Annotated in this window: 21 protein-coding genes; 8 read left to right on the top strand and 13 right to left on the bottom strand. The window is 61.6% G+C overall.

Translation table 11 applies throughout. The features are described from left to right. Window positions 1–5 precede the first annotated feature (5 nt). The 6 genes from AB1J88_RS27080 to AB1J88_RS27055 form a co-directional block, all read right to left on the bottom strand. Window positions 6–1061, bottom strand: a complete 1056-nt coding sequence (locus AB1J88_RS27080) for an ABC transporter ATP-binding protein (RefSeq protein WP_430292382.1) — start codon at window positions 1059–1061, stop codon at window positions 6–8. Between the two features lie 13 nt (window positions 1062–1074). Beyond that, window positions 1075–1923 carry an ABC transporter permease gene (locus tag AB1J88_RS27075; RefSeq protein WP_041068455.1) on the bottom strand — a complete coding sequence of 283 codons (849 nt, stop codon included), beginning with the start codon at window positions 1921–1923 and terminating at the stop codon, window positions 1075–1077. After that, window positions 1920–2828 carry an ABC transporter permease gene (locus AB1J88_RS27070; RefSeq protein ID WP_222018529.1) on the bottom strand — a complete coding sequence of 303 codons (909 nt, stop codon included), beginning with the start codon at window positions 2826–2828 and terminating at the stop codon, window positions 1920–1922. Before AB1J88_RS27070 ends, AB1J88_RS27075 begins: the two co-directional genes overlap by 4 nt. Window positions 2829–3015: 187 nt before the next feature. After that, a complete protein-coding gene (locus AB1J88_RS27065; protein ID WP_027612490.1) occupies window positions 3016–4119 on the bottom strand; it encodes an ABC transporter substrate-binding protein in 1104 nt (367 codons plus the stop codon). A gap of 217 nt (window positions 4120–4336) precedes the next feature. Beyond that, the gene (locus tag AB1J88_RS27060; RefSeq protein WP_430292379.1) at window positions 4337–5788 is read right to left on the bottom strand and encodes an aldehyde dehydrogenase family protein; all 1452 of its coding nucleotides are present in this window, start codon (window positions 5786–5788) and stop codon (window positions 4337–4339) included. Continuing rightward, window positions 5785–7422 (bottom strand): 5-guanidino-2-oxopentanoate decarboxylase, encoded by a 1638-nt coding sequence (locus AB1J88_RS27055; protein ID WP_430292378.1) that lies wholly within the window; start codon window positions 7420–7422, stop codon window positions 5785–5787. The genes AB1J88_RS27060 and AB1J88_RS27055 overlap by 4 nt, the downstream gene beginning before the upstream one ends. 228 nt (window positions 7423–7650) lie before the next feature. Here AB1J88_RS27055 and AB1J88_RS27050 point away from each other — a divergent pair, with 228 nt between their 5' ends. Next, complete coding sequence (locus AB1J88_RS27050; RefSeq protein WP_041068447.1) at window positions 7651–8532, top strand: LysR substrate-binding domain-containing protein; 882 nt, start codon at window positions 7651–7653, stop codon at window positions 8530–8532. Window positions 8533–8646: 114 nt separating this feature from the next. Here the strand turns inward: AB1J88_RS27050 and AB1J88_RS27045 are convergent, their stop codons facing one another. After that, entirely contained in the window at window positions 8647–9261 is a 615-nt protein-coding gene (locus AB1J88_RS27045) for an NAD(P)-dependent oxidoreductase (RefSeq protein WP_041068445.1), read from the bottom strand. Between the two features lie 45 nt (window positions 9262–9306). Continuing rightward, entirely contained in the window at window positions 9307–10185 is an 879-nt protein-coding gene (locus tag AB1J88_RS27040) for an MBL fold metallo-hydrolase (protein WP_430292376.1), read from the bottom strand. 114 nt (window positions 10186–10299) lie between these two features. Between AB1J88_RS27040 and AB1J88_RS27035 the strand changes: the two genes are divergently transcribed. Together AB1J88_RS27035 and AB1J88_RS27030 are read left to right on the top strand one after the other, a co-directional pair. Next, window positions 10300–11205 (top strand): LysR family transcriptional regulator, encoded by a 906-nt coding sequence (locus AB1J88_RS27035; protein ID WP_430292374.1) that lies wholly within the window; start codon window positions 10300–10302, stop codon window positions 11203–11205. 140 nt (window positions 11206–11345) lie between these two features. After that, entirely contained in the window at window positions 11346–11522 is a 177-nt protein-coding gene (locus AB1J88_RS27030) for a hypothetical protein (protein ID WP_174376820.1), read from the top strand. A 133-nt stretch (window positions 11523–11655) separates the two neighbouring features. Here AB1J88_RS27030 and AB1J88_RS27025 read toward each other — a convergent pair whose 3' ends face one another. After that, entirely contained in the window at window positions 11656–12540 is an 885-nt protein-coding gene (locus AB1J88_RS27025; RefSeq protein WP_095668431.1) for a helix-turn-helix domain-containing protein, read from the bottom strand. 187 nt (window positions 12541–12727) lie between these two features. On the opposite strand from AB1J88_RS27025, the gene pobA reads away from it, so the two are divergent. Both pobA and AB1J88_RS27015 read left to right on the top strand, forming a co-directional pair. Further along, window positions 12728–13912, top strand: a complete 1185-nt coding sequence (gene pobA, locus AB1J88_RS27020; protein WP_430292721.1) for a 4-hydroxybenzoate 3-monooxygenase — start codon at window positions 12728–12730, stop codon at window positions 13910–13912. 79 nt (window positions 13913–13991) lie between these two features. Next, entirely contained in the window at window positions 13992–15509 is a 1518-nt protein-coding gene (locus tag AB1J88_RS27015) for an MDR family MFS transporter (RefSeq protein ID WP_086791809.1), read from the top strand. A 97-nt stretch (window positions 15510–15606) separates the two neighbouring features. On the opposite strand, the gene AB1J88_RS27010 is transcribed toward AB1J88_RS27015, so the two are convergent. The 4 genes from AB1J88_RS27010 to AB1J88_RS26995 form a co-directional block, all read right to left on the bottom strand. Then, window positions 15607–16455 carry a cache domain-containing protein gene (locus tag AB1J88_RS27010; protein WP_430292372.1) on the bottom strand — a complete coding sequence of 283 codons (849 nt, stop codon included), beginning with the start codon at window positions 16453–16455 and terminating at the stop codon, window positions 15607–15609. Window positions 16456–16684: 229 nt separating this feature from the next. After that, entirely contained in the window at window positions 16685–17539 is an 855-nt protein-coding gene (locus AB1J88_RS27005; protein ID WP_430292371.1) for an ATPase, read from the bottom strand. Between the two features lie 116 nt (window positions 17540–17655). Next, window positions 17656–18648: an NAD-dependent epimerase/dehydratase family protein gene (locus AB1J88_RS27000; protein WP_047296149.1), complete on the bottom strand. Its 993-nt coding sequence runs from the start codon at window positions 18646–18648 to the stop codon at window positions 17656–17658. Window positions 18649–18701: 53 nt separating this feature from the next. Beyond that, window positions 18702–19595, bottom strand: a complete 894-nt coding sequence (locus AB1J88_RS26995) for a LysR family transcriptional regulator ArgP (protein ID WP_041068427.1) — start codon at window positions 19593–19595, stop codon at window positions 18702–18704. 96 nt (window positions 19596–19691) lie between these two features. Here AB1J88_RS26995 and AB1J88_RS26990 point away from each other — a divergent pair, with 96 nt between their 5' ends. The 3 genes from AB1J88_RS26990 (at window position 19692) to AB1J88_RS26980 (ending at window position 21475) form a co-directional block, all read left to right on the top strand. Further along, complete coding sequence (locus AB1J88_RS26990) at window positions 19692–20093, top strand: ACT domain-containing protein (protein ID WP_430292369.1); 402 nt, start codon at window positions 19692–19694, stop codon at window positions 20091–20093. A 6-nt stretch (window positions 20094–20099) separates the two neighbouring features. Then, the gene (locus AB1J88_RS26985) at window positions 20100–20702 is read left to right on the top strand and encodes a LysE/ArgO family amino acid transporter (protein WP_086791803.1); all 603 of its coding nucleotides are present in this window, start codon (window positions 20100–20102) and stop codon (window positions 20700–20702) included. A 176-nt stretch (window positions 20703–20878) separates the two neighbouring features. After that, the gene (locus tag AB1J88_RS26980) at window positions 20879–21475 is read left to right on the top strand and encodes a superoxide dismutase (protein ID WP_003227660.1); all 597 of its coding nucleotides are present in this window, start codon (window positions 20879–20881) and stop codon (window positions 21473–21475) included. Window positions 21476–21520: the final 45 nt, after the last annotated feature.

The raw sequence follows: 21520 nt of genomic DNA, 5'->3' as shown, positions 1-21520 counted from the left end.
CAGAATCAGGCACCGAGTACCCGACACGCCTCGCTCGGCAACGTCACCGACACCGGATGCCCGATTCCCAAACCGATCCCCTGACACGGCGTACTCAACGCGGTGAACGTCACCCCGGAACACTCCACCGTGGTCTCGATGGTCGCGCCAATATCACGCACAAACGTCACCTTGCCGAGCAAGCGATTGCCCGCCGTCGCCTGTGGCGCGGACAGTTGCAGGTCTTCCGGACGAATCAGCATCTTCACTTTCTGCCCCGCCTCGATGCTGCTGCAGATCGGCACTTGCAGCGCGTCACCGCCCGGCAAGCTGACCTTGCCGTCGCCCAGCGCCGTGGCCGGAAAGATGTTGCCCGAACCGATGAAGTCGGCGACGAACTCGTTGGCCGGGTGCCGATAGATTTCGATCGGCGTGCCCACCTGCTGCACCTTGTGCTCGCCGAGCACCACGACGATGTCGGCCATGGTCATGGCTTCGCGCTGATCATGGGTGACCATGATCGTGGTGATGTTCAAGCGCTGCTGCAACTGGCGGATTTCCACCTGCATCGACTCGCGCAACTTGGCGTCCAGCGCCGACAGCGGTTCGTCGAGCAGAAGGATTTTCGGCCGCGAGGCGATGGCCCGGGCAATCGCTACCCGCTGTCGTTGCCCGCCGGAGAGTTTCGCCACCGGCCGGTCGATCATCGCCTGCAACTGGATCAACTCCAGCAATTCCACCACCCGCGCCTGCTGCTCGGCCTTGCTCACGCCGCGCAGTTTCAGCGGGTAGGCGATGTTCTCGCCAACGGTCATGTGCGGAAACAGCGCCAGCGACTGGAACACCATGCCGAAGTTGCGCAGGTGCGCCGGGGTGCGACCGATGTCCTCGCCATCCAGGCGAATCTCGCCGCCGGTGAGGGTTTCCAGCCCGGCGATCATCCGCAGCAAGGTGGTTTTGCCGCAGCCCGACGGGCCGAGAAAACACACCAGTTGGCCTTCCGGCAAATGCAGATTGACCTCCTGTACCGCGCAAGCCGAGCCGTAGAATTTCTCGACGTTTTCCAGAATCAGACCAGTCATGTTGCACCTCAAATCAAAAGGAAACGCCGCCCTCGCCCACCAGCTTCTCCAGCGCCCAGATCAGGACGAAGTCGATCAGCACGATCAGCACGGCAAACGAGAACACGGTAGGGTCGAGCGATGACACGGTGCGGCTGTACATCCAGATCGGCACGGTCATGACGTCGATGGTGTAGAGGAAATAGGTCACGGTGAATTCGTTGAACGAGACGATGAACGCCAGCAGCATCCCCGCCAGAATCCCCGACTTCATCAACGGCACCACCACGTCGACAATCGCCCGCAGCGGTGAGGCGCCGAGCATCCGCGCCGCCTCTTCGACTTCGTTGCCGATGGAGAGCATCGCGGCGGTGCAGTTTTTCACCACGAACGGCAGCGCCAGAATCACGTGGGCAATCACCAGCCGCGAGGTGGTCAGGTGAAACGGCAGGCTGTCGAACACCAGCAGCAAGGCCAGGCCCAACACCACCATCGGAAACACCAGCGGCAGCGACATCAGTTGCAGCGCCACGGCTTTGCCACGGAACTCGCAGCGGGTCAGCGCATAGGCGGCGGGCACCGCGATCAGCGTGGCGAAGACCATGGTCAGGCACGACACCAGCAGGCTGGTGGCCATGGCCTGGCCGAGGCTCAGCACGTCGCTGGCGTCCGGCGAAACGAAGGTGTGCCAGGCCGCCTTGTACCATTGCAGGCTGTAGCTGCTCGGCGGGAAGTCGAGGTTCGACGCGCCGCTGAACGACATGACGATCATGGTCAGGATCGGCAACACCGCCAGCAGCAGAATGACCCCGGAAAGGATCCCGGCGAACTTGCCGGTGTCGCCGGGCAGCAGCGCCATGCGCTTGTTGGTCAGGGTACTCATTGCGAAGCCTCCAGCAGGCGCCGACGACGGCCGGTGATGTATTCGGACAGGGTCATGATCGCCAGCGTGGTGACGATCAGCACCACCCCGGCCGCCGATGCGGCGGGCCAGTTCATCAGCGGCGCGATCTGGTCATGCACCATCACCGCGAGCATCGGCACACGGCGACCACCGAGCAGCAACGGCACGACAAAACTGCTGGCGTTGTAGGCGAACACCAGCGTCGCCCCAGTGATGATCCCCGGCAGACTCATCGGCAACACCACCTGACGGAACACCTGAAAACGACTGGCTCCCAAGGTAGCGGCGGCCTCTTCGTAGGTGCGCGCAACACCGCGCATTGCGCTGGCAATCGGCAGCACGGCCAATGGAAACGCGGTCTGCACCAAGCCCATGAGCACGCCGTTCTGGTTGTACAGCAACATGATCGGGCGCTTGATCAGGCCCAGGCCCATCAGCGTCTGGTTGAGCATCCCGCCCGGGCCGAGAATCACCAGCCAGCCGTAGCTTTGCAGCAGCAGGTTGACCAGCAGCGGCAACAGCACCGCCGCGAGAAAGATCCGCCGCACGAACGGCGAGGTCAGCCGCGACATGGTGTACGCCACCGGGATCGCCAGCAGCACCGCGATCACCGCACTGATCAGCGCCAGACGCAGGGTCAGCAGCAGGGATTTGAGGTAATAGGGTTCGAGTAATTGCGCGTAGCTGGCGAGGCTGAACCCGCTCCATTCCGCGCCTTTAGTGCCGACGCTCATGCGCAGCACCAGCAGGCTGGCGGCGATCAGCACTCCGAGAAACAGCATCGACGGCGTGAGGAAAAACCACGCCCGGGCGGTCGGCGAAATACCGCGCGCCGGACGCACGTCAGCGGTGCCGACCGGTTGGGTCAGGGATTGATGTTCCATAGCAATGATCTCGTCAATGGAAAAACAACTGACAAACACATCTCTCCAAAGCACCGCGCCCCTTGTGGGAGCTGGCTTGCCAGCGATAGCAATCTGTCAGTGACATCATTGTCGACAGGAAGCCCGTCATCGCTGGCAAGCCAGCTCCCACAGTGATTTTTGGTGTTCTGAAGGTTTGTGTTCGGCGTCAGGAAGAAAAAATTTCCGTATAACGACGAATCCATTGGTCATGCACGGTCGCCAGGAAGGCGTTGTCGTGCATGATCGCCTTCTCGGCAATCTGCTCCGGAGTGAGGATGTACGGGCTCTTGCGCGCTTCGGCGGAGATGATCGCCTTGGCGTTGACCGGGCCGTTGAAGATGTCTTCGGCCATCTTGCCCTGCACCAGCGGGTCGAGAGAGTGGTCGATGAAGGCGTAGGCCAGGTCGGTGTCGCCCGGACGGTTCTTCGGCATCACCGAGAGCATCAGGTCGGTGTAGAAACCTTCCTTCATGCCGAACGTGGCACCGAGGCCGTAGTTCGGATCGCGGATCTGCTTGGGGAAGAATGCCGGGGCGTACAAGCCGCCCATGTCCAGGGACCCGGTGCGGAACAGCTCGGCGATCTGGTTCGGGTTCTCGCCGAGGGTGACCACGCGATCCTTGAGCTCGGCGAGTTTCTTGAAGCCCGGCTCGATGTTGTGTTCATCACCACCGGCGAGTTTCGCGGCGATGATGATCAGGTCCATGGCCTCGGTCCAGTTCGGCGGCGGCAGGAAAATGTTCGGCGCCAGATCGGCATCCCACAGCGCGGCGTAACTGTCTGGAGCCTGTTTGAGGGTACGGGTGCTATAGACCAGACTGTTGCACCACAGCAGGTAACCGATGCCGTGCCCGTTGGCGCCGGTGCGGTATTTTTCCGGTACGTCGATCAGGTTTGGAATCCGGTTGAGGTCGGGTTTTTCCAGCAGTCCGGCGGCGGCCAGACCTTCGGCGCCAACCCCGGCCAGGGTGATGATGTCGTACTGCGGACGGTCACCGCCGGCCTTGAGTTTGGCGACCATTTCCGAGGTGCTGCCAGTGCGGTCGGCGATGACCTTGGCGCCGGTCTTGGCCTCGAACGTGGCGGCGATGTTGCGCAGTGCGGCGAGGCCGGTGTCATCCGACCAGGTCAGCAAACGCAAGGTCTTGCCGGCAAACCGCGTGTCGCTGGCGCTGGCCCGGATGAAGGGCATGCTCAGGGCCGCCGCTGCTACCGAGGCGACGCCGACGGTTTTAATGAATTGACGCCTGTTCAGATCATGCTCGCCCATGAAGGACTCCCTTTGTTCTTTTAAGTATGAGGTTGGTCGCAACCGTTGCATCCGCGCGGCCGGATCCGCTGCAGGCCTTATATTCAAAGGCCTGCAGCGCAGCCGACGGGTTCATCCTGAGGTCGTGCAATACACCTGACTATCGATAAAAACTCATCGAAGCCATGACACCGACGCATGCCTCGTTGCGAGGCATGCACTCACCGTTTTCGGGCGCTCAGAGCGCCCGGATCACGTGTTTGATTTCCTGAAACGCGGCCAGGCCCCACGGCCCCAATTCGCGGCCGATGCTGCTCTGCTTGTAGCCGCCCCACGCCGTCTGCGGGAAGATCACTTGCGGCGCGTTGAGCCATACAAGCCCCGCCTGCAGGGCATTGGCGAGGCGGTCGGCGGTCTCGGCGTTACGCGTCACCACACTGGCGACCAGCCCGAACTGGCTGTCGTTGGCCAGGGCAATCGCCTCGGCTTCGCTGCTGAAACTGCGCACGCACAGCACCGGGCCAAAGATCTCCTCACACCACAACGCACTGTCGAGGGGCACGTCGGTGAACACTGTCGGCTGCAAAAAATAGCCGCGCGGCAGATGCGCCGGACGATTGCCGCCGCACACCAGCTTCGCTCCGGCACTCAAACCGCGATCGATATGGCCGAGCACGCGCTGGTATTGCGCCTGATTGACCAGCGCGCCCATCTCCACGTCCGGGTCGAAAGGATCGGCCACGCGAATCGCTTGCGCGCGCTTTTGCAGACGCTCAAGAAACTCATCGGCCAGTTCATCGGCGACCAGCACGCGACTGGTGGCTGAGCACATCTGCCCGGCATTGAAGAAACCGCCGCCGCAAGCCAGTTCCACGGCCAGTTCCAGATCGGCATCTTCGAGTACCAGCAGCGAAGATTTGCCACCCAGCTCCAGGCTCACGCCCTTCACGGTTTCGGCGGCACGCTGCATCACTTGCACGCCGACAGCGTTGCTGCCTGTGAAGGAAATTTTCGCGATGCGCGGATCCGCCGACAGCGGTGCCCCCACCGCCAGACCGGTGCCGCAGACCAGGTTGAACACGCCGTCGGGCAGACCGGATTCAGCGATGATCGCCGCCAGTTCCAGCTCCGGCAGCGGCGTGACTTCCGACGGTTTGAGCACCACACAGCAACCGGCGGCCAAGGCCGGTGCGAGCTTCCACGCAGTGGTGACCATCGGAAAATTCCACGGCACGATCAGCCCGACCACACCGCACGGTTCACGGCGCAGACGCGCACTGAAATCGTCGCTGGGCAGCGCCACGTTGCTGTCGAGTTGGGCGTCGAGGCCTTCGGCCAAACTGGCGTAATACTCGAACGTGGCGATCACATCATCGACGTCGATGGCCGCTTCGAACTGTGGCTTGCCGTTGTTGCTCGACTGCAACTTCATCAAGTGGTCACGCCCGTTGCGCACACCGTTGGCAATGTTGCGCAGGATCGCGCCGCGTTCGGCACCGCTGGTTTTCGACCAGTTCTTGAACGCTGCAGTGGCCGCGCTGACGGCCAGATCAACCGCGCGTTCATCGCCGCCATTGACCGTGGTCAGCAGTGCTTCGGTGGCCGGGTTGATCACCCGCAGGTGCTCACGCCCGGCCGACCATTGACCATTGATGTACAGACCATCGAGGGTGGTTGGGAAGTTGATCATTGGGCCACCGCCTGCATCCATTGGGTCTGGTCGATTTCGATCACGGTCGGGCCTTGGCGGTCAGTCGCCGCACGCAGCGCGCCACGCAATTGCTCAACCGAGCTGATCGCTTCAGCGGCGCAGCCCAGGGCCTTGGCGACGCCGATGAAATCCGGGGTGTAGATATCGACGCCGACCGGCTCGATGGCGCGGTTGACCATGTATTTCTTGATCTCTTCGTAACCCTGGTTATTCCACAGCAGCACGATCACCGGGGTGCGCGCTTCAACTGCGCTGGCCAGTTCCGGCAGGGTGAACTGCAAGCCGCCGTCGCCAATCAGGCACACCACCGGCGGACGAGCGCCGCCCTCGAGGTTGCCGCCAAGCCACGCACCAATCGCCGCCGGCAGGGCGTAACCGAGGGTGCCGTAACCGGTGGACGAGTTGAACCAGCGCCGTGGTCGCTCCGGGTTGAAGGTGAGGTTGCCGGTGTACACCGGTTGCGTGGAGTCGCCGACGAACACCGCGTCCGGCAACTCGTGCAGCACGGTTTCCAGAAAACGGGTCTGTGCCAGGGTTGGCACGTCCCAGGTCGCGGCCAGCTCATCGCGCAGACGTGCTGCCCGCACCTGACCCCAATCATTGCGCCGCTCGGCCAGCGCCTGCTGCGACAGCGCACCGAGCAGCGCTTGCGCAGCGTTGCGCGAGTCGGCGACCAACGCCACGTGCGGCGGATAGTTGCGCACGGTCTGATCGGCGTCGATGTCGATGCGCAGCAACTTGCCGGGAATCTCGAAGCCGCCGGCGAAGGTCACGTCGTAATCGGTTTCGGCCAGTTCGGTGCCGATTGCCAACACCACGTCGGCATCGGCGACCAGTGCGCGAGTGGCGACCAGGCTTTGCGTCGAGCCGATCAGCAGCGGATGGCTGGTCGGCAACATGCCTTTGGCGTTGATGGTCAGCGCCACCGGGGCGTCGAGCAACTCGGCCAGTTCGGTGAGTTCGGCGGCGGCATCGATGGAACCGCCACCGGCGAGAATCAGCGGACGCTGAGCGCCGGCCAGCAGTTCGCTCATGCGCCGTACGGCAGCCGGTGCAGCCCCGGCGCGGTCGATATTGACCGGGACGCTGGCGAGCAGTTCGTCGGCCTCTTCCACCAACACATCCAGCGGAATCTCGATGTGCACCGGACGCGGACGCCCGGCCTGAAACAGTGCGAAAGCACGGGCCAGCACGCCGGGCAATTCCGCCGCCGACATAAGGGTGTGGGAGAACGCCGCGACGCCGCCGACCAGCGCGCTCTGGTTCGGCAACTCGTGGAGCTTGCCGCGACCGCCGCCCAACTGGCTGCGGGTCTGCACGCTGGAGATCACCAGCATCGGGATCGAGTCGGCGTAAGCCTGGCCCATCGCGGTGGTGATGTTGGTCATGCCCGGGCCGGTGATGATGAAGCACACCCCCGGTTTGCCGCTGGTGCGCGCGTAGCCGTCGGCCATGAAACCGGCGCCCTGTTCATGCCGTGGGGTGACATGGTTGATGCTCGAACGGGCCAGCCCGCGATACAGCTCCACGGTGTGCACCCCGGGAATGCCGAACACCTGCTCGACCCCGTAATCCTCGAGTAACTTGACCAGTACTTCGCCACACGTCGCCATGTCGATTGCCCTTCTTGTTGTTCAATACGCCGTGCCAGTGTGGGAGCGAGCTTGCTCGCGAAAGCGGTGTATCAGCCACATTGATGCTGAATGGAAAACCGTATTCGCGAGCAAGCTCGCTCCCACATCGATCCGGGTGGAATGAGCTCATTGAACGGGCGGCAGGTAGCGGCAACAATCGATTAAAAGTCATACTAGCCATGTCCTCACGTCATACCTTGGATCCACATGAAACGACTGCCTCCCCTGCCCGCCCTGCACACGTTTCTGATCACTGCGCAGTGCTGCAACTTCACCCGGGCGGCCGAGCAGTTGCACATCACCCAGGGCGCCGTGAGCCGGCAGATCGCCGGGCTGGAAGATCATCTGGGGTATGAGCTGTTCATCCGTCTGGCCCGAGGCCTGGAGCTGACCGCCGAAGGGCGCGAATGGCTGCCGCGGGTGGAAAAGATCTTCGGGTTGATCAGCGAGGCCACCGAGCAGATCGGGCGCAAGCGTCAGACCCTGCAACTCAAGGCGCCCAGCTGCGTGATGCGCTGGCTGGTGCCGCGCCTGTTGCAATGGCAAAAGGAACGCCCGGACGTACCGGTCAAACTGACCACCACACTGGCCCACGGGGTCGACTTTCAGCGCGAGCAGTTCGATGCGGCGGTGATCTACGGCACGCCGCCGGACAACTCATCGACCGCGCTGCATCTGTTTGATGAACAACTGACTCCGGTCTGTTCGCCTGCGTTATTGAAAGGCCCACCGGTGCTGAGCGAACCGGCCGATCTGCAACAGCATCTGCTATTGCATCCGACCCGCGATACGCAGGATTGGACGGTGTGGCTGACGGCGGCCGAATTGCAGTTGAACAACGTCAACACGGGCCAGCATTTCGAGACGCTGGATCAGGCGATGTCGATGGCGTCCCACGGGACGGGTGTGGCGATTGGCGACTGGTCGTTGATCGGCGACGACCTGCGCGCCGGGCGGCTGGTGATGCCGTTTGAGCTGAAGGTGAAAACGGGACTGGGTTACTACGTGGTGATGCCGCAGGGTGCAGGGGCATCGCCGCAGCTGGAAGAACTGATGATCTGGCTGGTGGAGCAGGCGCATACCCGCTGAAACACCACATTCCCCTGTAGGAGCTGCCGCAGGCTGCGATCTGTTGACTTTGATTTTAAAAACAAGATCAAAAGATCGCAGCCTGCGGCAGCTCCTACAGGGGGCGTTTGTAGGTCAGTAGCCGACGGTGAACCGCTGACGCGAATGCTTCGGCGTTTCCACTTCGTCAATCAACGCAATCGCGTAGTCGGCGAAGGTGATCCAGCTGCGACCTTCGGCACTCACCAGCAAGTGATCCTTGCCGACGCGGAAGCTGCCGGTGCGCTCACCTTCGACAAACTCGGCCGATGGCGAGAGGAAGGTCCAGTCCAGTTCCTTCTCCTGACGCAAGGCATCGAGAAACGCTGCCCCGGCGCTGGCCTCGGCTTTGTACTCGGCCGGGAAACCGGCACTGTCGATCACTCGGGTGTCATCCGGCAGCAACAGCGAACCGGCACCGCCGACCACCAGCAGACGTTTCACGCCCGCCTGCTTCACCGGGCCAACCACGGCACTGGCCGGTACCGTGGCGAAATGCGCAGCGCTGATCACCACGTCGTGACCGGCGACGGCGGCTTGCAGCGCTGCCGAATCCAGCACATCGACATTCTTGCTGACCACACCGGCACGTGTGCCGATCTTCGAGGTGTCGCGGGCGATGGCGGTGACACTATGGCCACGACGCAGGGCTTCTTCCAGCAGTTGGCTACCGGCACGACCGGTGGCACCAATGATTGCGATCTTGCTCATGACATTCTCCAGTTGGCTTGAGAGTGCTGCGTTTTCAGAATCGGCTTACCACTGCATTTCGCCCTTGGCGACTTTGGCGCTCAGCTCCAGCGAGCTTTCTTCGCCGAGTGTCGGGTAGCGTTTTTGCATGGCCTTGATCAGTGCGGCGGAATCCTTGGCCTTGGCGGTTTCTTCGTCGAAAGCCTTAATGTAGTCGGCGGTGAATTTCACGCTGGCCAGCGAGCGGCTGCTCTCGCCCAGAAAGTGACCGGGCACCACGGTTTTCGGCTTCAGGGTTTCGATCGAGTGCAGGGTTTGCAGCCAGTCGGCGTGGGATTGCGCAGTCTGGGTATCAGCCATCCAGACATGAATGTTCTCTGCGACCACAACACCACCGACCACAGCCTTGAGCGACGGAATCCACACGAAGCTGCGATCCGGTTGTTTGCCTTCAAGGCCGACCACCTGCAACTTCTGCCCCTCGAGCATCAGGCTATCGCCCTTGAGCACGCCCGGCACGATGGTTTTGGCCGGCACATCGGCGCCCATTTTCGGGCCCCAGAAGGCGAGTTTGCCGGCGACGGTTTTGTTGATGTGATCAACGGTCGGCTGCGACGCCAGGACCTCGACGTCGGGGAAGGCCTGGGTCAGGGTGTCGAGGCCGAAGTAGTAATCCGGGTCACCGTGGCTGATGTAAATGGTGGTCAGGTGTTTGCCGCTGGCGCGAATCTTTTCCACCACCTGTTCGGCCTGGGCCTTGCCGAATTGCGCGTCGACCAGAATCGCGTCTTTCTCGCCGCTGACCAGCACCGAGGTCACCGGGAAGATCGCGTTGGTGCCCGGGTTGTAAACGTCCAGGGTCAGGTTGGCGGCAGCGGCATGGGCCGCAAAACCGAGGGTGGCGGTGGCCAGCAAAACGCGCTTGAGGGTGGTGAAGCCGATCATCTGTTGCTCCGTGATCCGAATGCCGTGTTTGGCGATGGGACAGAGCTTAGTTGCCTGACTCGGTACAAAAAATGCGATGCTTGAACATAGTTTGTTTCTGAAAGCGGGCAAATCATGGATCGTCTTCAAGCAATGCGCGTGTTTGTCACGGTGGTTGATCTGGGCAGCCAGTCGGCAGCCGCCGATCATCTGGACCTGTCGCGGCCGGTGGTGTCTCGCTATCTGGCGGAGCTGGAAGACTGGGTCGGCGCGCGTCTGATGCACCGCACTACGCGCAAGCTGAGCCTGACCGCCGCCGGCAGCGAAATCCTGCCGCGCTGCCGACAGATGCTCGAACTCTCAAGCGATATGCAGGCCGCTGTCAGCGAACCCCACGATGCGCCGCGCGGACTGCTGCGCATCAGTGTCAGCACCTCGTTTGGCCAGGCACAACTGGCCGATGCCATGGCGGCGTACGTCAAGCGCTACCCCGGGGTCAGCATCGATCTGCAAATGCTCGACCGCACGGTGAACCTGGTGGATGAACGCATCGATCTGGCGATCCGCACCAGCAATGACCTGGACCCGAACCTGATCGCCCGCCGCCTGACGGTGTGCCGTTCGGTGGTCTGCGCCGCGCCCGCCTACTTGCGCGACAACCCGCCGCCGCAGCGGGTCGAGGACCTGAGCCGGCACAACTGTCTGACGCATTCGTATTTCGGCAAGAGCCTGTGGCATTTCGAAGAGGACGGCGAACCGGTGTCGGTGCCGGTGCAAGGCAACATCAGCGCCAACGAGGCCAGCACGTTGCTGCGCGCGACCCTGGCCGGTGCGGGCGTGGCGATGCTGCCGACCTATCAGGCCGGGGTGCATGTGCATGCCGGAGAACTGGTGCGCCTGCTGCCGAATGCCGAGCCACGGCAGATGAACATCTACGCGGTGTACGCCTCACGCAAGCACATGCCGGCGGCGCTGCGCAGCATGCTGGATTTTCTGGTGCAACGGTTTCCCGAGCATCCAGAGTGGGATGTGGGGTTGTAGAAAAGCAAAAGATCGCAGCCTGCGGCAGCTCCTACAGAGGAAATGCATTCCAAATGTAGGAGCTGCCGCAGGCTGCGATCCTTTGATCTTGTTCTATGCTGAAAGTAATACCGCAGGGTATGCGTTCAGAGGTCTACGCCATGAACATCAGAACAAGAAGGTACTTCGCGATCTTCATCACCTGCGCCGCCACGCTGGCGCTGTACGGCACTGCGGCCTGGCGGGTCGAGCAACTGCGACAACTGCCCCGCGATTATGCGAGCTGCAATTTCGAGCGTTGTATTCCGCACAATGCCACGCTGAACGCATTGCGCTGATTCGGCTTGCTATCAACCCTGTGGGAGCTTGGCTTGCCAGCGATGGCGGTGGCCCAGACGCCTTCAGTGCTGACTGACAGGACGCAATCGCTGGCAAGCCAGCTCCCACAGGGGGCGGTGGTGTTTTACCCGATCACTGCTCGGCCTTCAGCCGGTCGCGAAACGCCTTTGGCGAAATCCCCACCCTGCGCCGGAACAGGCGCGTGAAGTTGGTCGGATCGGAAAACCCCAACAATTCCGACATCTCGTAAATGGTCATGCTGGTATAGGTCAGCAAACGTTTGGCTTCCAGTAACTGGCGTTCGTGCATGATCTGCAGCGCTGGCTGCCCTGCCAGTTCCCGGCAAGTACCGTTGAGGTGCGACACCGAAATCCCCAGGCGATGCGCCAGGTCTTCGACCTTCACATGCTGGCGGTATGTCTCCTCGACCAATTGAATGAACCCATTGAGGTATTCGCGCTGGCGTTGTGGGCGCTGACTGGCGTTATGGCGCACGATCGCCTGACGGCTGACCCAGACCATGATCACGCTGACCAGCGAATGCATGAGCATTTCCCGCGCGGGTTGATGGCCGTTGTACTCGGCCTGCAATGCTGAAAACAGACTGTGCAGGTACTGCGCATCCTTGCCCGCCGGATAGTGCTCGGCCTGCGCCAGGGCATGCACCGAATTGCCCAGTTGCGCCTGCAGGTGGTTGATCAACGGATTGGCGAGGGTAACGACGAAACCTTCGACGTCCTCGGAAAAACGAAAGCCATGCACCGACAACGGGGGCAGGACTTGAATGGCGGGTTCGTTGAGCTGCGTGCGTTGACCTTCGATTTCAAGCTCTGCCTGACCTTTGAAAACGAAGAGTAACTGGCACAAATCGGCGTGGCGGTGGGGTTTGATTTCCCATTGATGTTCGCGGCTGCGTTTGGAAATGGTTTCACAGTGCAGCAAGTCAGGGGTCGGCCAGTCCAGGCTTTCACCGTAGAGCTTGAACACCGGAATCGAAGGCAGGTCAGGCTTGTTCATCACTTCAATCCAGGCCTCGAGGTTTGCGGGCGATAATCGCACCGATTGGCAGAATGTACAGGTATCGGCTCAGTTTTCACCTTCAATTGACAGACCCGCAAGGGAAAAATGCAAGCACTCGATCCATAAAAATCATTCACCGACTCACGTCGCGTGAAGCTTGCGAGTCATAAAAACAATGAAAACGCTGAAAACCCAAGTCGCCATCATTGGCGCCGGTCCCTCCGGATTGCTCCTCGGTCAGTTGTTGCACAACGCCGGCATCGACACCCTGATTCTTGAACGCCAGACGCCCGACTATGTCCTCGGGCGGATTCGCGCCGGCGTGCTCGAACAAGGCATGGTAGAGCTGTTGCGCCAGGCCGGAGTCGGCCAGCGCATGGACGCCGAAGGACTGGTGCACGGCGGTTTCGATCTGGCCCTGGATGGGCGTCTGGCCCACATCGATCTGCAGGGTCTGACCGGTGGCAAAACCGTGATGGTCTACGGCCAGACCGAGGTCACGCGGGACCTGATGGCCGCTCGTCGGGAGGCCGGTGCGTCGACGATTTACGAGGCGAGCCATGTCGTTCCTCACGGCATGAAAAGCGACGAGGCGTTTGTCACCTTCGAAAAGGACGGCGAAACCTGGCACGTCGATTGCGATTACATCGCCGGTTGCGACGGCTTTCATGGCGTAGCCCGGCAGTCGATTCCCGAGGCCTGCCTGAAGATCTTCGAGCGGGTCTATCCGTTCGGCTGGCTGGGGATTCTCGCCGACACCCCGCCGGTGCACGAAGAACTGGTCTACGCCCGTCACGAACGCGGCTTCGCCCTGTGCAGCATGCGTTCGGCCACCCGTACCCGTTATTACCTGCAAGTGCCGGCCGAGGAGAACGTTGCCGACTGGTCCGACGAGCGCTTTTGGGCTGAGCTGAAAACCCGTCTGCCCGCCGAGCTTGCCGAAAAACTGGTCACCGGCCCGTCGATTGAAAAAAGCATCGCGCCGCTGCGCAGCTTTGTCGTTGAGCCGATGCAGTATGGGCGGATGTTTCTGCTCGGCGATGCCGCACACATTGTGCCGCCCACCGGGGCCAAGGGCCTGAACCTGGCCGCCAGCGATGTCAGCACTTTGTTCAACATTCTGCTGAAGGTTTATCGCGAAGGCCGCACGGATCTGTTGGAGAAATACTCGGAAATCTGCCTGCGCCGGGTCTGGAAAGCCGAACGGTTTTCCTGGTGGATGACCTCGATGCTGCACCGTTTCGACGAGCATGATGCTTTCAGCCAACGGATCAGCGCCTCGGAACTGGACTATTTCGTCAGTTCAGAAGCGGGTCGGAAAACCATTGCAGAAAATTACGTCGGGCTTCCTTATGAGGCTATCGAATAGCTTCCTACCGACTTACACTGGCGAGCATCCCCGCTCGCCCGATGGCCTGCGGGATTCTCACTGCCCGCAGGTTCCGCCCGTGACCAATCTTCACCAGCCTGAAACCCCCAAACCGGCCATTCGCAGCGTGCTGGTCGCGCTGATGCTGGCGATCTTTCTCGGGGCATTGGACCAGACCATCGTCGCCGTCTCGATGCCCGCCATCTCCGCACAGTTCAAGGACGTCAGCCTGCTGGCCTGGGTAATTTCCGGGTACATGGTGGCGATGACCGTGGCCGTGCCGATCTACGGCAAGCTCGGCGATTTGTACGGACGGCGCAAACTGATGCTGTTCGGCATGGGCCTGTTCACCCTCGCCTCGCTGTTTTGCGGCATGGCGCAAAGCATGGAACAACTGGTGCTGGCGCGGATTCTCCAGGGCATCGGCGCCGGCGGAATGATCTCGGTCAGTCAGGCGATCATCGGCGACATCGTCCCGCCCCGCGAACGCGGGCGCTATCAGGGTTACTTCAGCAGCATGTATGCGGTGGCCAGCGTCGCCGGGCCGGTGCTCGGCGGTTACATGACCGAATACCTGTCGTGGCGCTGGGTATTCCTGATCAACCTGCCGCTGGGGCTGGGCGCCTGGTGGGTGGCCAATCGCAACCTGCGCGGGCTGCCGATTCCGCAGCGCAAACCGATCATCGACTACCTCGGCACGCTGTTGATGATCATCGGTTTGACCGCGTTGCTGCTGGCCATCACTCAGGTCGGTCAGGGCCATTCGTGGCGCAGCAGCGAAGTGCTTGGCTTGTTCGCCTGTGCGGTGCTGGTGCTGGCGGTGTTCGTCTGGCATGAACGCCGGGCGCGCGAGCCGCTGCTGCCGATGCATCTGTTCACCAACCGCAACGCGTTGCTGTGCTGGTGCACGATTTTCTTCACCAGTTTTCAGGCGATCTCGCTGATCGTGTTGATGCCGCTGCGCTTTCAGAGCGTCACTGGCGCCGGTGCCGATGCGGCGGCGTTGCACTTGCTGCCGCTGGCGATGGGCCTGCCGATAGGCGCCTATTTCGCCGGACGCCGCACCTCGGTGACCGGTCGTTACAAACCCCAGATTCTGACGGGTGCGATCCTGATGCCGATTTCGATTCTCGGCATGGCGTTCAGCCCACCGGATGCGACGCTGGTCAGCAGTCTGTTCATGCTGCTCAGCGGGATTGCCGGCGGCATGCAGTTCCCGACTTCATTGGTGGGCACACAGAACTCGGTGGAACAGCGCGACATCGGCGTCGCCACCAGCACCACCAACCTGTTCCGCTCGCTGGGCGGCGCAGTGGGTGTGGCGTTGATGTCGGCGCTGTTGCTGGCGTTGTTGCAGGATTCGAGTTTTGCCCACCTGGCGAGCAACTCGCTGCTCAGCGAGGGGCATTCGGGCAACGTGCTGCTCGACGGTTTGAACGCCGCACCGGGCGATGCGCAGAACGCCTTGCGCGCCGAGCTTTCGGTGACGTTCCGGCATTTGCTGTGGGTGAGTACGGCGGTGTCGTTGCTGGGGCTGGCGGCGGCGATTGCGATGCCGAACAACCTGCTGCGCGGGCGCGAGCACGGCGCCAAATAACAGCAAAAGATCGCAGCCTGCGGCAGCTCCTACAGAGATGCATTCCCATGTAGGAGCTGCCGAAGGCTCGGGCCGCGTTCGGACGATCTTTTGATTTTCAGGGGCTGTAGTAACCCACCGCCACCAGAAAATGCCCGACCTTCTTCAGGTACGCATGCTTGTCCTCGACCTTGCCGGTCACCGGGTTTTTCCAGCGGTATTCGTATTCACCGTCATCCTGCTTGGCGATCAGCGCCAGCATCGGCTCGCCCACCGGTTTACCTTCCGGGTCCTTGATCTTGCTGAAGTCGGTGTTGATCAGGCGCAGGTTGGTGCCGTGGGCAACGTAGCGTTCGGTCTGCAGATCGACCACGAACACATACAAGTCATCCTGCAGATAACCACCCTTGAGCGAGTTGATGGCCGTCAGCGTGCCCTTCTCGTTTTTCCCCAGATCGGTTGCAGCCTTGTCGAGAAGTGCCTTGGCCTGCTCGGCTGAAGCGCGCGGCAGGTAATAACCGACGGCCAGAATCCGCTGACCGATGCGCTGGTAATACACATGTTTGCGCTCGACCTTGCCGTCCGCCCAGTTCTGCCAGCGGTATTCGGCCTGTTGAATGCCGTTGCCTTCCGGCACTAGCAAGGCGTCCTTGAAGGCCTTCTGCAAATCCGGCGCAAGCACTTCGCTGACGTCACGGCCGATCAAGGCTGAGGACGGCCCGCCGCTGGCGAGCATCACGCCTTTGGTGTCGACCACGAACACGTAGCGATCCTTGTCGACGAACTCGCCCTGACGGCTGAACGCGGCGAAGGCCTTGTCGCCGTTGTCGTGGTAATAGGCCAGGGCCTTTTCCAGCAAAGCGATGGCGGCCTTGCTGTCGTCCTTTTGCGTGGCGGCAGCGTTGACCTGCCCTGCCCCCATAAAAAGCATCACCCCGAGCCACGCCACTTTATGCAAAAACCCCATAACGCATCCCTCGTTCTTGTTGGTGTTTCAAGAGCGTAGACGGCTTGGGCTCGGACGGGGCGCCGCATCCTGTAGCGAGGAGATTTATCCCCGATGGGCTGCGCAGCAGCCCTGATGCAGAGAACACATATTTTCTGAGACACCGAGCTGATAACAGGGAGCTGCTGTGCAGCCCCATCGGGGATGAATCCCCTCACCACAAAGGTCCCTGGCTACAGTTCATCAGGCCCTACGGCCGGGCATTGATCTGCTGTTGCAGGTTCTGGATCTGCGCCTGCAGGGTGTTGAGGTTGCGGGTCATCTGCCCGCGGAATGCGTCGAACTCGGCGGTATTGCCACCACCCTGCGCAGCGGCAGGGCGATTGTCCTGTTCGCTTTTGAGGACGACGATTTCCTGCTCCAGACGCTCGATCGCCGCGTTCGAAGTGCCCTGCTTCTTCAGCGCCGTGATATCAGCGCCGAGGCTTTTCAGCTGAGCGTCATAACTCTTGAGCTGGACATCGACCTTGCTGGTATCCGCCGATGCGCCTTTCAGGGCCGCCAGTTCCGCGCTCAAGGCTTTGACCTGAGCCTGCAACTGGGTATTGGCGTTCTGTTGTTCAATGGTCTGCGCGGTCATTTGCGCCAGACGCTTGTCCAGATCGCTGGCTTGGCCGACCACGCCTTGCTGCTGTTTACCCTGATCCAGCAACTGGGTTTCCAGCTGTTTGATCTGCAGCTTCAACGCTTCGCTGTCGCTGTTGACGTTGCTCTGGCTGGCCACCACCTTGCCGGAAATGTCCTGCAACCGCCCCGCCGCTTCCTCGCTGATGCGCGCAAAGCTTTCCTGGGTCGCGACCAACTGCTGCTCCATCAGCGAGATCTGCTGGAAACTCCACCAGGCCAGACCGATAAAGGCAAAGAACAACGCGCCGACCAGTGCCCACAGCGGCCCGGTACTCGCGGCCTTGACCTTGACCACCGGCGGCGTGCGCGAGTGCACGGAGGTGCGGGCGGTGGGCGAAATGTCATCGTCGTCAAAGGTGTCGGCCCGCAGGCTCGGTACATCGTCGAAATCGTCGTTGGCATCGTTACGCATGGACATTGAGGCAACCTTTGTGGAACGCGGTGATGGCTTAATGCTGCGAAGTATAACCGCCGCAGCCGCAGGGATTGACCCTCAAGCGGCAGTGCGGTTCATTGCTGGCCGGGCGACTTGTATCAACGGATGTCCTGAGCTTTCCACCAGCCACAGAACTCGTCGAGGGCCGACCACAGGCTGACTTTCGGATCGTAGTCCAGATAATGCCGGGCGCGGCTGATGTCGAGGGTGAAATTTTTCTTCATGACCTGCATGCCCAGCCGCGACAGGGTCGGCTCCGGGCGGCCCGGCCAGAGTTTGCACACGCCTTCGTTGAGCGCTGCAACGCTGTAGGCCAGGCCATACGAACGGTATTTAGTCACCTGCGGCACTTCCATCTTGCGCATCACGTAATTGACCACATCCCACAACGGTACCGGCGCGCCATTGCTGATGTTGTAGGCCTTGCCCAGCGCGGAGCCGGCCGCCAGCAAGCTGCTGAGCAGCGCTTCGTTGAGGTTCTGCACGCTGGTGAAGTCGACCTTGTTCAGGCCATCGCCGATGATCGCCAGACGCCCCTTGCGCTGCATGTTCAACAGGCGCGGGAAAATGCTCATGTCGCCGGCGCCAGTGACGAAACGCGGGCGCAGGGCGATGGTTTCCAGGCCGAATTCCTGTGCGCCAAAGACCTTTTGCTCGGCCAGGTATTTGGTCGCCGCGTAGTGATGTTTGAAGCGCTTGGGCACTTGTTCTTCGGTCAGGCCGAGGTGATCGCGGCCATCGAAATAGATCGACGGCGACGACAGATGCACCAGCCGCCGCACGCGTTGCTTGAGGCAGGCTTCGACGACGTTTTCAGTGACCTGCACGTTGCCCTGATGAAAGTCCTGATAGCGCCCCCACAAACCGACGGCGCCGGCGCAGTGCACCACGGCTTCGACGTCGGCGCAGAGTTCGCGCACCAGATCCGCATCGGTGAGATCGCCCGGGACGAACTCGGCGCCACGGCGCACCAGATGCTCGACGCTTTCGGCCCGGCGACCGTTGACCCGCACGTCCAGGCCCTGCTCCAGGGCGAAACGCGCAAAGCGTCCGCCGATGAAGCCGCTTGCGCCGGTGACCAGAATTTTCATGTAACGCTCCGATGACTTTCGTTTACCTGATACGTCTGTCTTGACGCTGATCATCAGCCCAAGGGCACCAGCCAGCGCGATGAAGAACGTAGCAATTGTTCGGTCAGCAAGGCCAGCAGCTGACCGCCATTGCGCCAATGATGCCAGTACAACGGCACATCGATCGGTTTATCTGGCAACAGTTCGCGCAATACGCCGCGTTGCAGTTGCTCGCGCACTTGCAGTTCCGGCACCAGGCCCCAGCCGAACCCGGCTTCGGTCAGGCGCACAAATCCTTCAGAGGACGGACACAAATGGTGCTCGAATCCGCCATCGACACCCAGCGATGCGAGATAGCGATGCTGGAGGAAATCGTCCGGGCCAAACACCAGCGCCGGGGTGCGCGGCAGCTGTTCGGCGCGTACCCCGTCGGGGAAATGCCGCTCGATAAACGCCGGACTGGCCAGCGCCCGATAGCGCATCGCCCCGAGCAACACGCTGCGCGCACCGGCCACCGGGCGTTCGCTGGCGCAGACACACGCCGCCACTTCCCCGGCCCGCATGCGCTTGAGGCCGACGGTCTGATCCTCCACCACCAGATCCAGCAATAAATGCTGCTCGGCGCAGAAATCGCCCACGGCTTCGGCCCACCAGGTGGCGAGGCTGTCGGCGTTGAGGGCGATGCGCAGACGCTCCGGCAGGCCCTCTTCGTCGAGTGCGGGGACCAGGGTCTGCAAGTCACGTTCGAGCAGGCGCACCTGCTGCACATGGTTGAGCAGCCGCCGGCCAATCTCGGTCGGCGACGGCGGCGTGCCGCGCACCAGCACCGGTTGGCCGACCCGCGCTTCCAGCAGTTTGATCCGCTGGGAGATCGCCGATTGCGACAAGCCCAGCACCTGCGCGGCACGTTCGAATCCGGCCTGCTCGACCACGGCGGCCAGCGCGGAAAGCAATTTGTAGTCGAACATCAGTTTTCCTAATGAGCGATCAGCACTATTGGTTTTTCTTATACCGCTTTCGACCGGAGAATAGCCAGCAAGCACTCTTTATCAAGGAACACAGCAATGGCTGGCGAAACCTCACTCACGACGCTGCTGCGCAGCATGAGCCCGCAGCTCAATGCCGGCGAATACGTGTTCTGCACCCTGCGCGACGCGCCGTTGCCCAATGGTCTGGAAATTGTCGGCAGCTTCCGCGAGCAGGAAGGCCTGACCGTGATCCTCGAACGCTCTCAGGCTGAACACGCCGGGTTCGCTTTTGATTATGTGGCGGCGTGGATCACCCTCAATGTGCATTCGGCGCTCGAAGCCGTTGGCCTGACCGCCGCGTTCGCCAGCGCGCTGGGCAAGGCCGGAATCAGTTGCAACGTGATCGCCGGTTATTACCACGACCATTTGTTTGTCGGTCAGGCCGACGCCGAGCGCGCCATGCACGTGCTGCGCGATCTCGCAGCCAACGCGGAGTAACTCTTTATGTGGCAAAGCTATGTGAACGGCCTGCTGGTGGCCTTGGGGCTGATCATGGCGATCGGCACCCAGAACGCTTTTGTGCTGGCGCAGAGTCTGCGACGCGAACATCACCTGCCGGTGGCGGCGTTGTGTGTGGCGTGCGATGCGCTGCTGGTGGCGGCCGGGGTTTTCGGCCTGGCCACCGTGTTGGCGCAGAACCCGACATTGCTCGCAGTGGCGCGCTGGGGCGGCGCGGTCTTTCTGATCTGGTATGGCAGCCAGGCGCTGCGCCGGGCGTTCTCGAAACAGAGTCTGGATCAGGGAGAAAACCACACCGTACGCTCGTTGCGCGCGGTGATGCTCAGCGCGCTGGCGGTGACGCTGCTCAACCCGCACGTTTATCTGGACACGGTGTTGCTGATCGGCTCGCTGGGGGCGCAGCAATCGGTGCCGGGCGCTTATGTCGTGGGTGCGGCAAGTGCTTCGCTGCTGTGGTTTTTCACCCTCGCCCTCGGTGCCGCATGGCTCGCGCCGTGGCTGGCAAGGCCGAGTACCTGGCGGATTCTCGATCTGGTGGTGGCGTTGATGATGTTCACGGTCGCCGGGCAATTGATATTGGCCCAGTGATTTATTCCAAACAGCTCTGGAACCTCTATCCCACACAGTTGTTGCGTGGTTAAGCCTTGACCCCGGTGCTATGATCCGAACCCTGCGCCGCAAAGAGTAAAAACTCGTCGGTGCATTTCTGGCCGCCCGTGATCGGCCTTGCGCTCACCGCAACAGACCTGATTAGGAGAATCATCATGGCTTTCGAATTGCCGCCGCTGCCTTACGCACACGATGCCCTGCAGCCGCACATTTCCAAGGAAACCCTGGAATTTCACCACGACAAGCACCACAACACCTATGTCGTGAACCTGAACAACCTGGTGCCAGGCACCGAGTTCGAAGGCAAGACCCTGGAAGAGATCGTCAAGACTTCCTCGGGCGGCATCTTCAACAACGCCGCTCAGGTCTGGAACCACACGTTCTACTGGAACTGCCTGGCGCCAAACGCCGGCGGTCAACCAACCGGCGCACTGGCTGAAGCAATTAATGCGGCTTTCGGTTCGTTCGACAAGTTCAAGGAAGAGTTCAGCAAAACTTCGATCGGCACCTTCGGTTCCGGCTGGGGCTGGCTGGTGAAAAAGGCTGACGGTTCCCTGGCCCTGGCCAGCACCATCGGCGCCGGCAACCCGCTGACCAGCGGCGACACCCCGCTGCTGACCTGCGACGTCTGGGAACACGCTTACTACATCGACTACCGCAACCTGCGTCCGAAGTACGTTGAAGCGTTCTGGAACCTGGTCAACTGGAAGTTCGTTGCCGAGCAGTTCGAAGGTAAAACCTTCACCGCTTAAGCTGCGCGCCAGTCAAAAAACCCGGCTATTGCCGGGTTTTTTTAT

The organism is Pseudomonas sp. S8 (genome assembly GCF_050473925.1).
Lineage (GTDB): Bacteria > Pseudomonadota > Gammaproteobacteria > Pseudomonadales > Pseudomonadaceae > Aquipseudomonas > Aquipseudomonas parakoreensis.
Note: the sequence above shows the minus strand (reverse complement) of the source record. Positions and strands in the feature narration are given on the sequence as shown.

Bases quoted from the DNA above. Each gene is read 5' to 3' on its own strand.
- AB1J88_RS27080 (WP_430292382.1), bottom strand. From the start codon at position 1,061: ATGACTGGTCTGATTCTGGAAAACGTCGAGAAATTCTACGGCTCGGCT.
- AB1J88_RS27075 (WP_041068455.1), bottom strand. From the start codon at position 1,923: ATGAGTACCCTGACCAACAAGCGCATGGCGCTGCTGCCCGGCGACACC.
- AB1J88_RS27070 (WP_222018529.1), bottom strand. From the start codon at position 2,828: ATGGAACATCAATCCCTGACCCAACCGGTCGGCACCGCTGACGTGCGT.
- AB1J88_RS27065 (WP_027612490.1), bottom strand. From the start codon at position 4,119: ATGGGCGAGCATGATCTGAACAGGCGTCAATTCATTAAAACCGTCGGC.
- AB1J88_RS27060 (WP_430292379.1), bottom strand. From the start codon at position 5,788: ATGATCAACTTCCCAACCACCCTCGATGGTCTGTACATCAATGGTCAA.
- AB1J88_RS27055 (WP_430292378.1), bottom strand. From the start codon at position 7,422: ATGGCGACGTGTGGCGAAGTACTGGTCAAGTTACTCGAGGATTACGGG.
- AB1J88_RS27050 (WP_041068447.1), top strand. From the start codon at position 7,651: ATGAAACGACTGCCTCCCCTGCCCGCCCTGCACACGTTTCTGATCACT.
- AB1J88_RS27045 (WP_041068445.1), bottom strand. From the start codon at position 9,261: ATGAGCAAGATCGCAATCATTGGTGCCACCGGTCGTGCCGGTAGCCAA.
- AB1J88_RS27040 (WP_430292376.1), bottom strand. From the start codon at position 10,185: ATGATCGGCTTCACCACCCTCAAGCGCGTTTTGCTGGCCACCGCCACC.
- AB1J88_RS27035 (WP_430292374.1), top strand. From the start codon at position 10,300: ATGGATCGTCTTCAAGCAATGCGCGTGTTTGTCACGGTGGTTGATCTG.
- AB1J88_RS27030 (WP_174376820.1), top strand. From the start codon at position 11,346: ATGAACATCAGAACAAGAAGGTACTTCGCGATCTTCATCACCTGCGCC.
- AB1J88_RS27025 (WP_095668431.1), bottom strand. From the start codon at position 12,540: ATGAACAAGCCTGACCTGCCTTCGATTCCGGTGTTCAAGCTCTACGGT.
- AB1J88_RS27010 (WP_430292372.1), bottom strand. From the start codon at position 16,455: ATGGGGTTTTTGCATAAAGTGGCGTGGCTCGGGGTGATGCTTTTTATG.
- AB1J88_RS27005 (WP_430292371.1), bottom strand. From the start codon at position 17,539: ATGTCCATGCGTAACGATGCCAACGACGATTTCGACGATGTACCGAGC.
- AB1J88_RS27000 (WP_047296149.1), bottom strand. From the start codon at position 18,648: ATGAAAATTCTGGTCACCGGCGCAAGCGGCTTCATCGGCGGACGCTTT.
- AB1J88_RS26995 (WP_041068427.1), bottom strand. From the start codon at position 19,595: ATGTTCGACTACAAATTGCTTTCCGCGCTGGCCGCCGTGGTCGAGCAG.
- AB1J88_RS26990 (WP_430292369.1), top strand. From the start codon at position 19,692: ATGGCTGGCGAAACCTCACTCACGACGCTGCTGCGCAGCATGAGCCCG.
- AB1J88_RS26985 (WP_086791803.1), top strand. From the start codon at position 20,100: ATGTGGCAAAGCTATGTGAACGGCCTGCTGGTGGCCTTGGGGCTGATC.
- AB1J88_RS26980 (WP_003227660.1), top strand. From the start codon at position 20,879: ATGGCTTTCGAATTGCCGCCGCTGCCTTACGCACACGATGCCCTGCAG.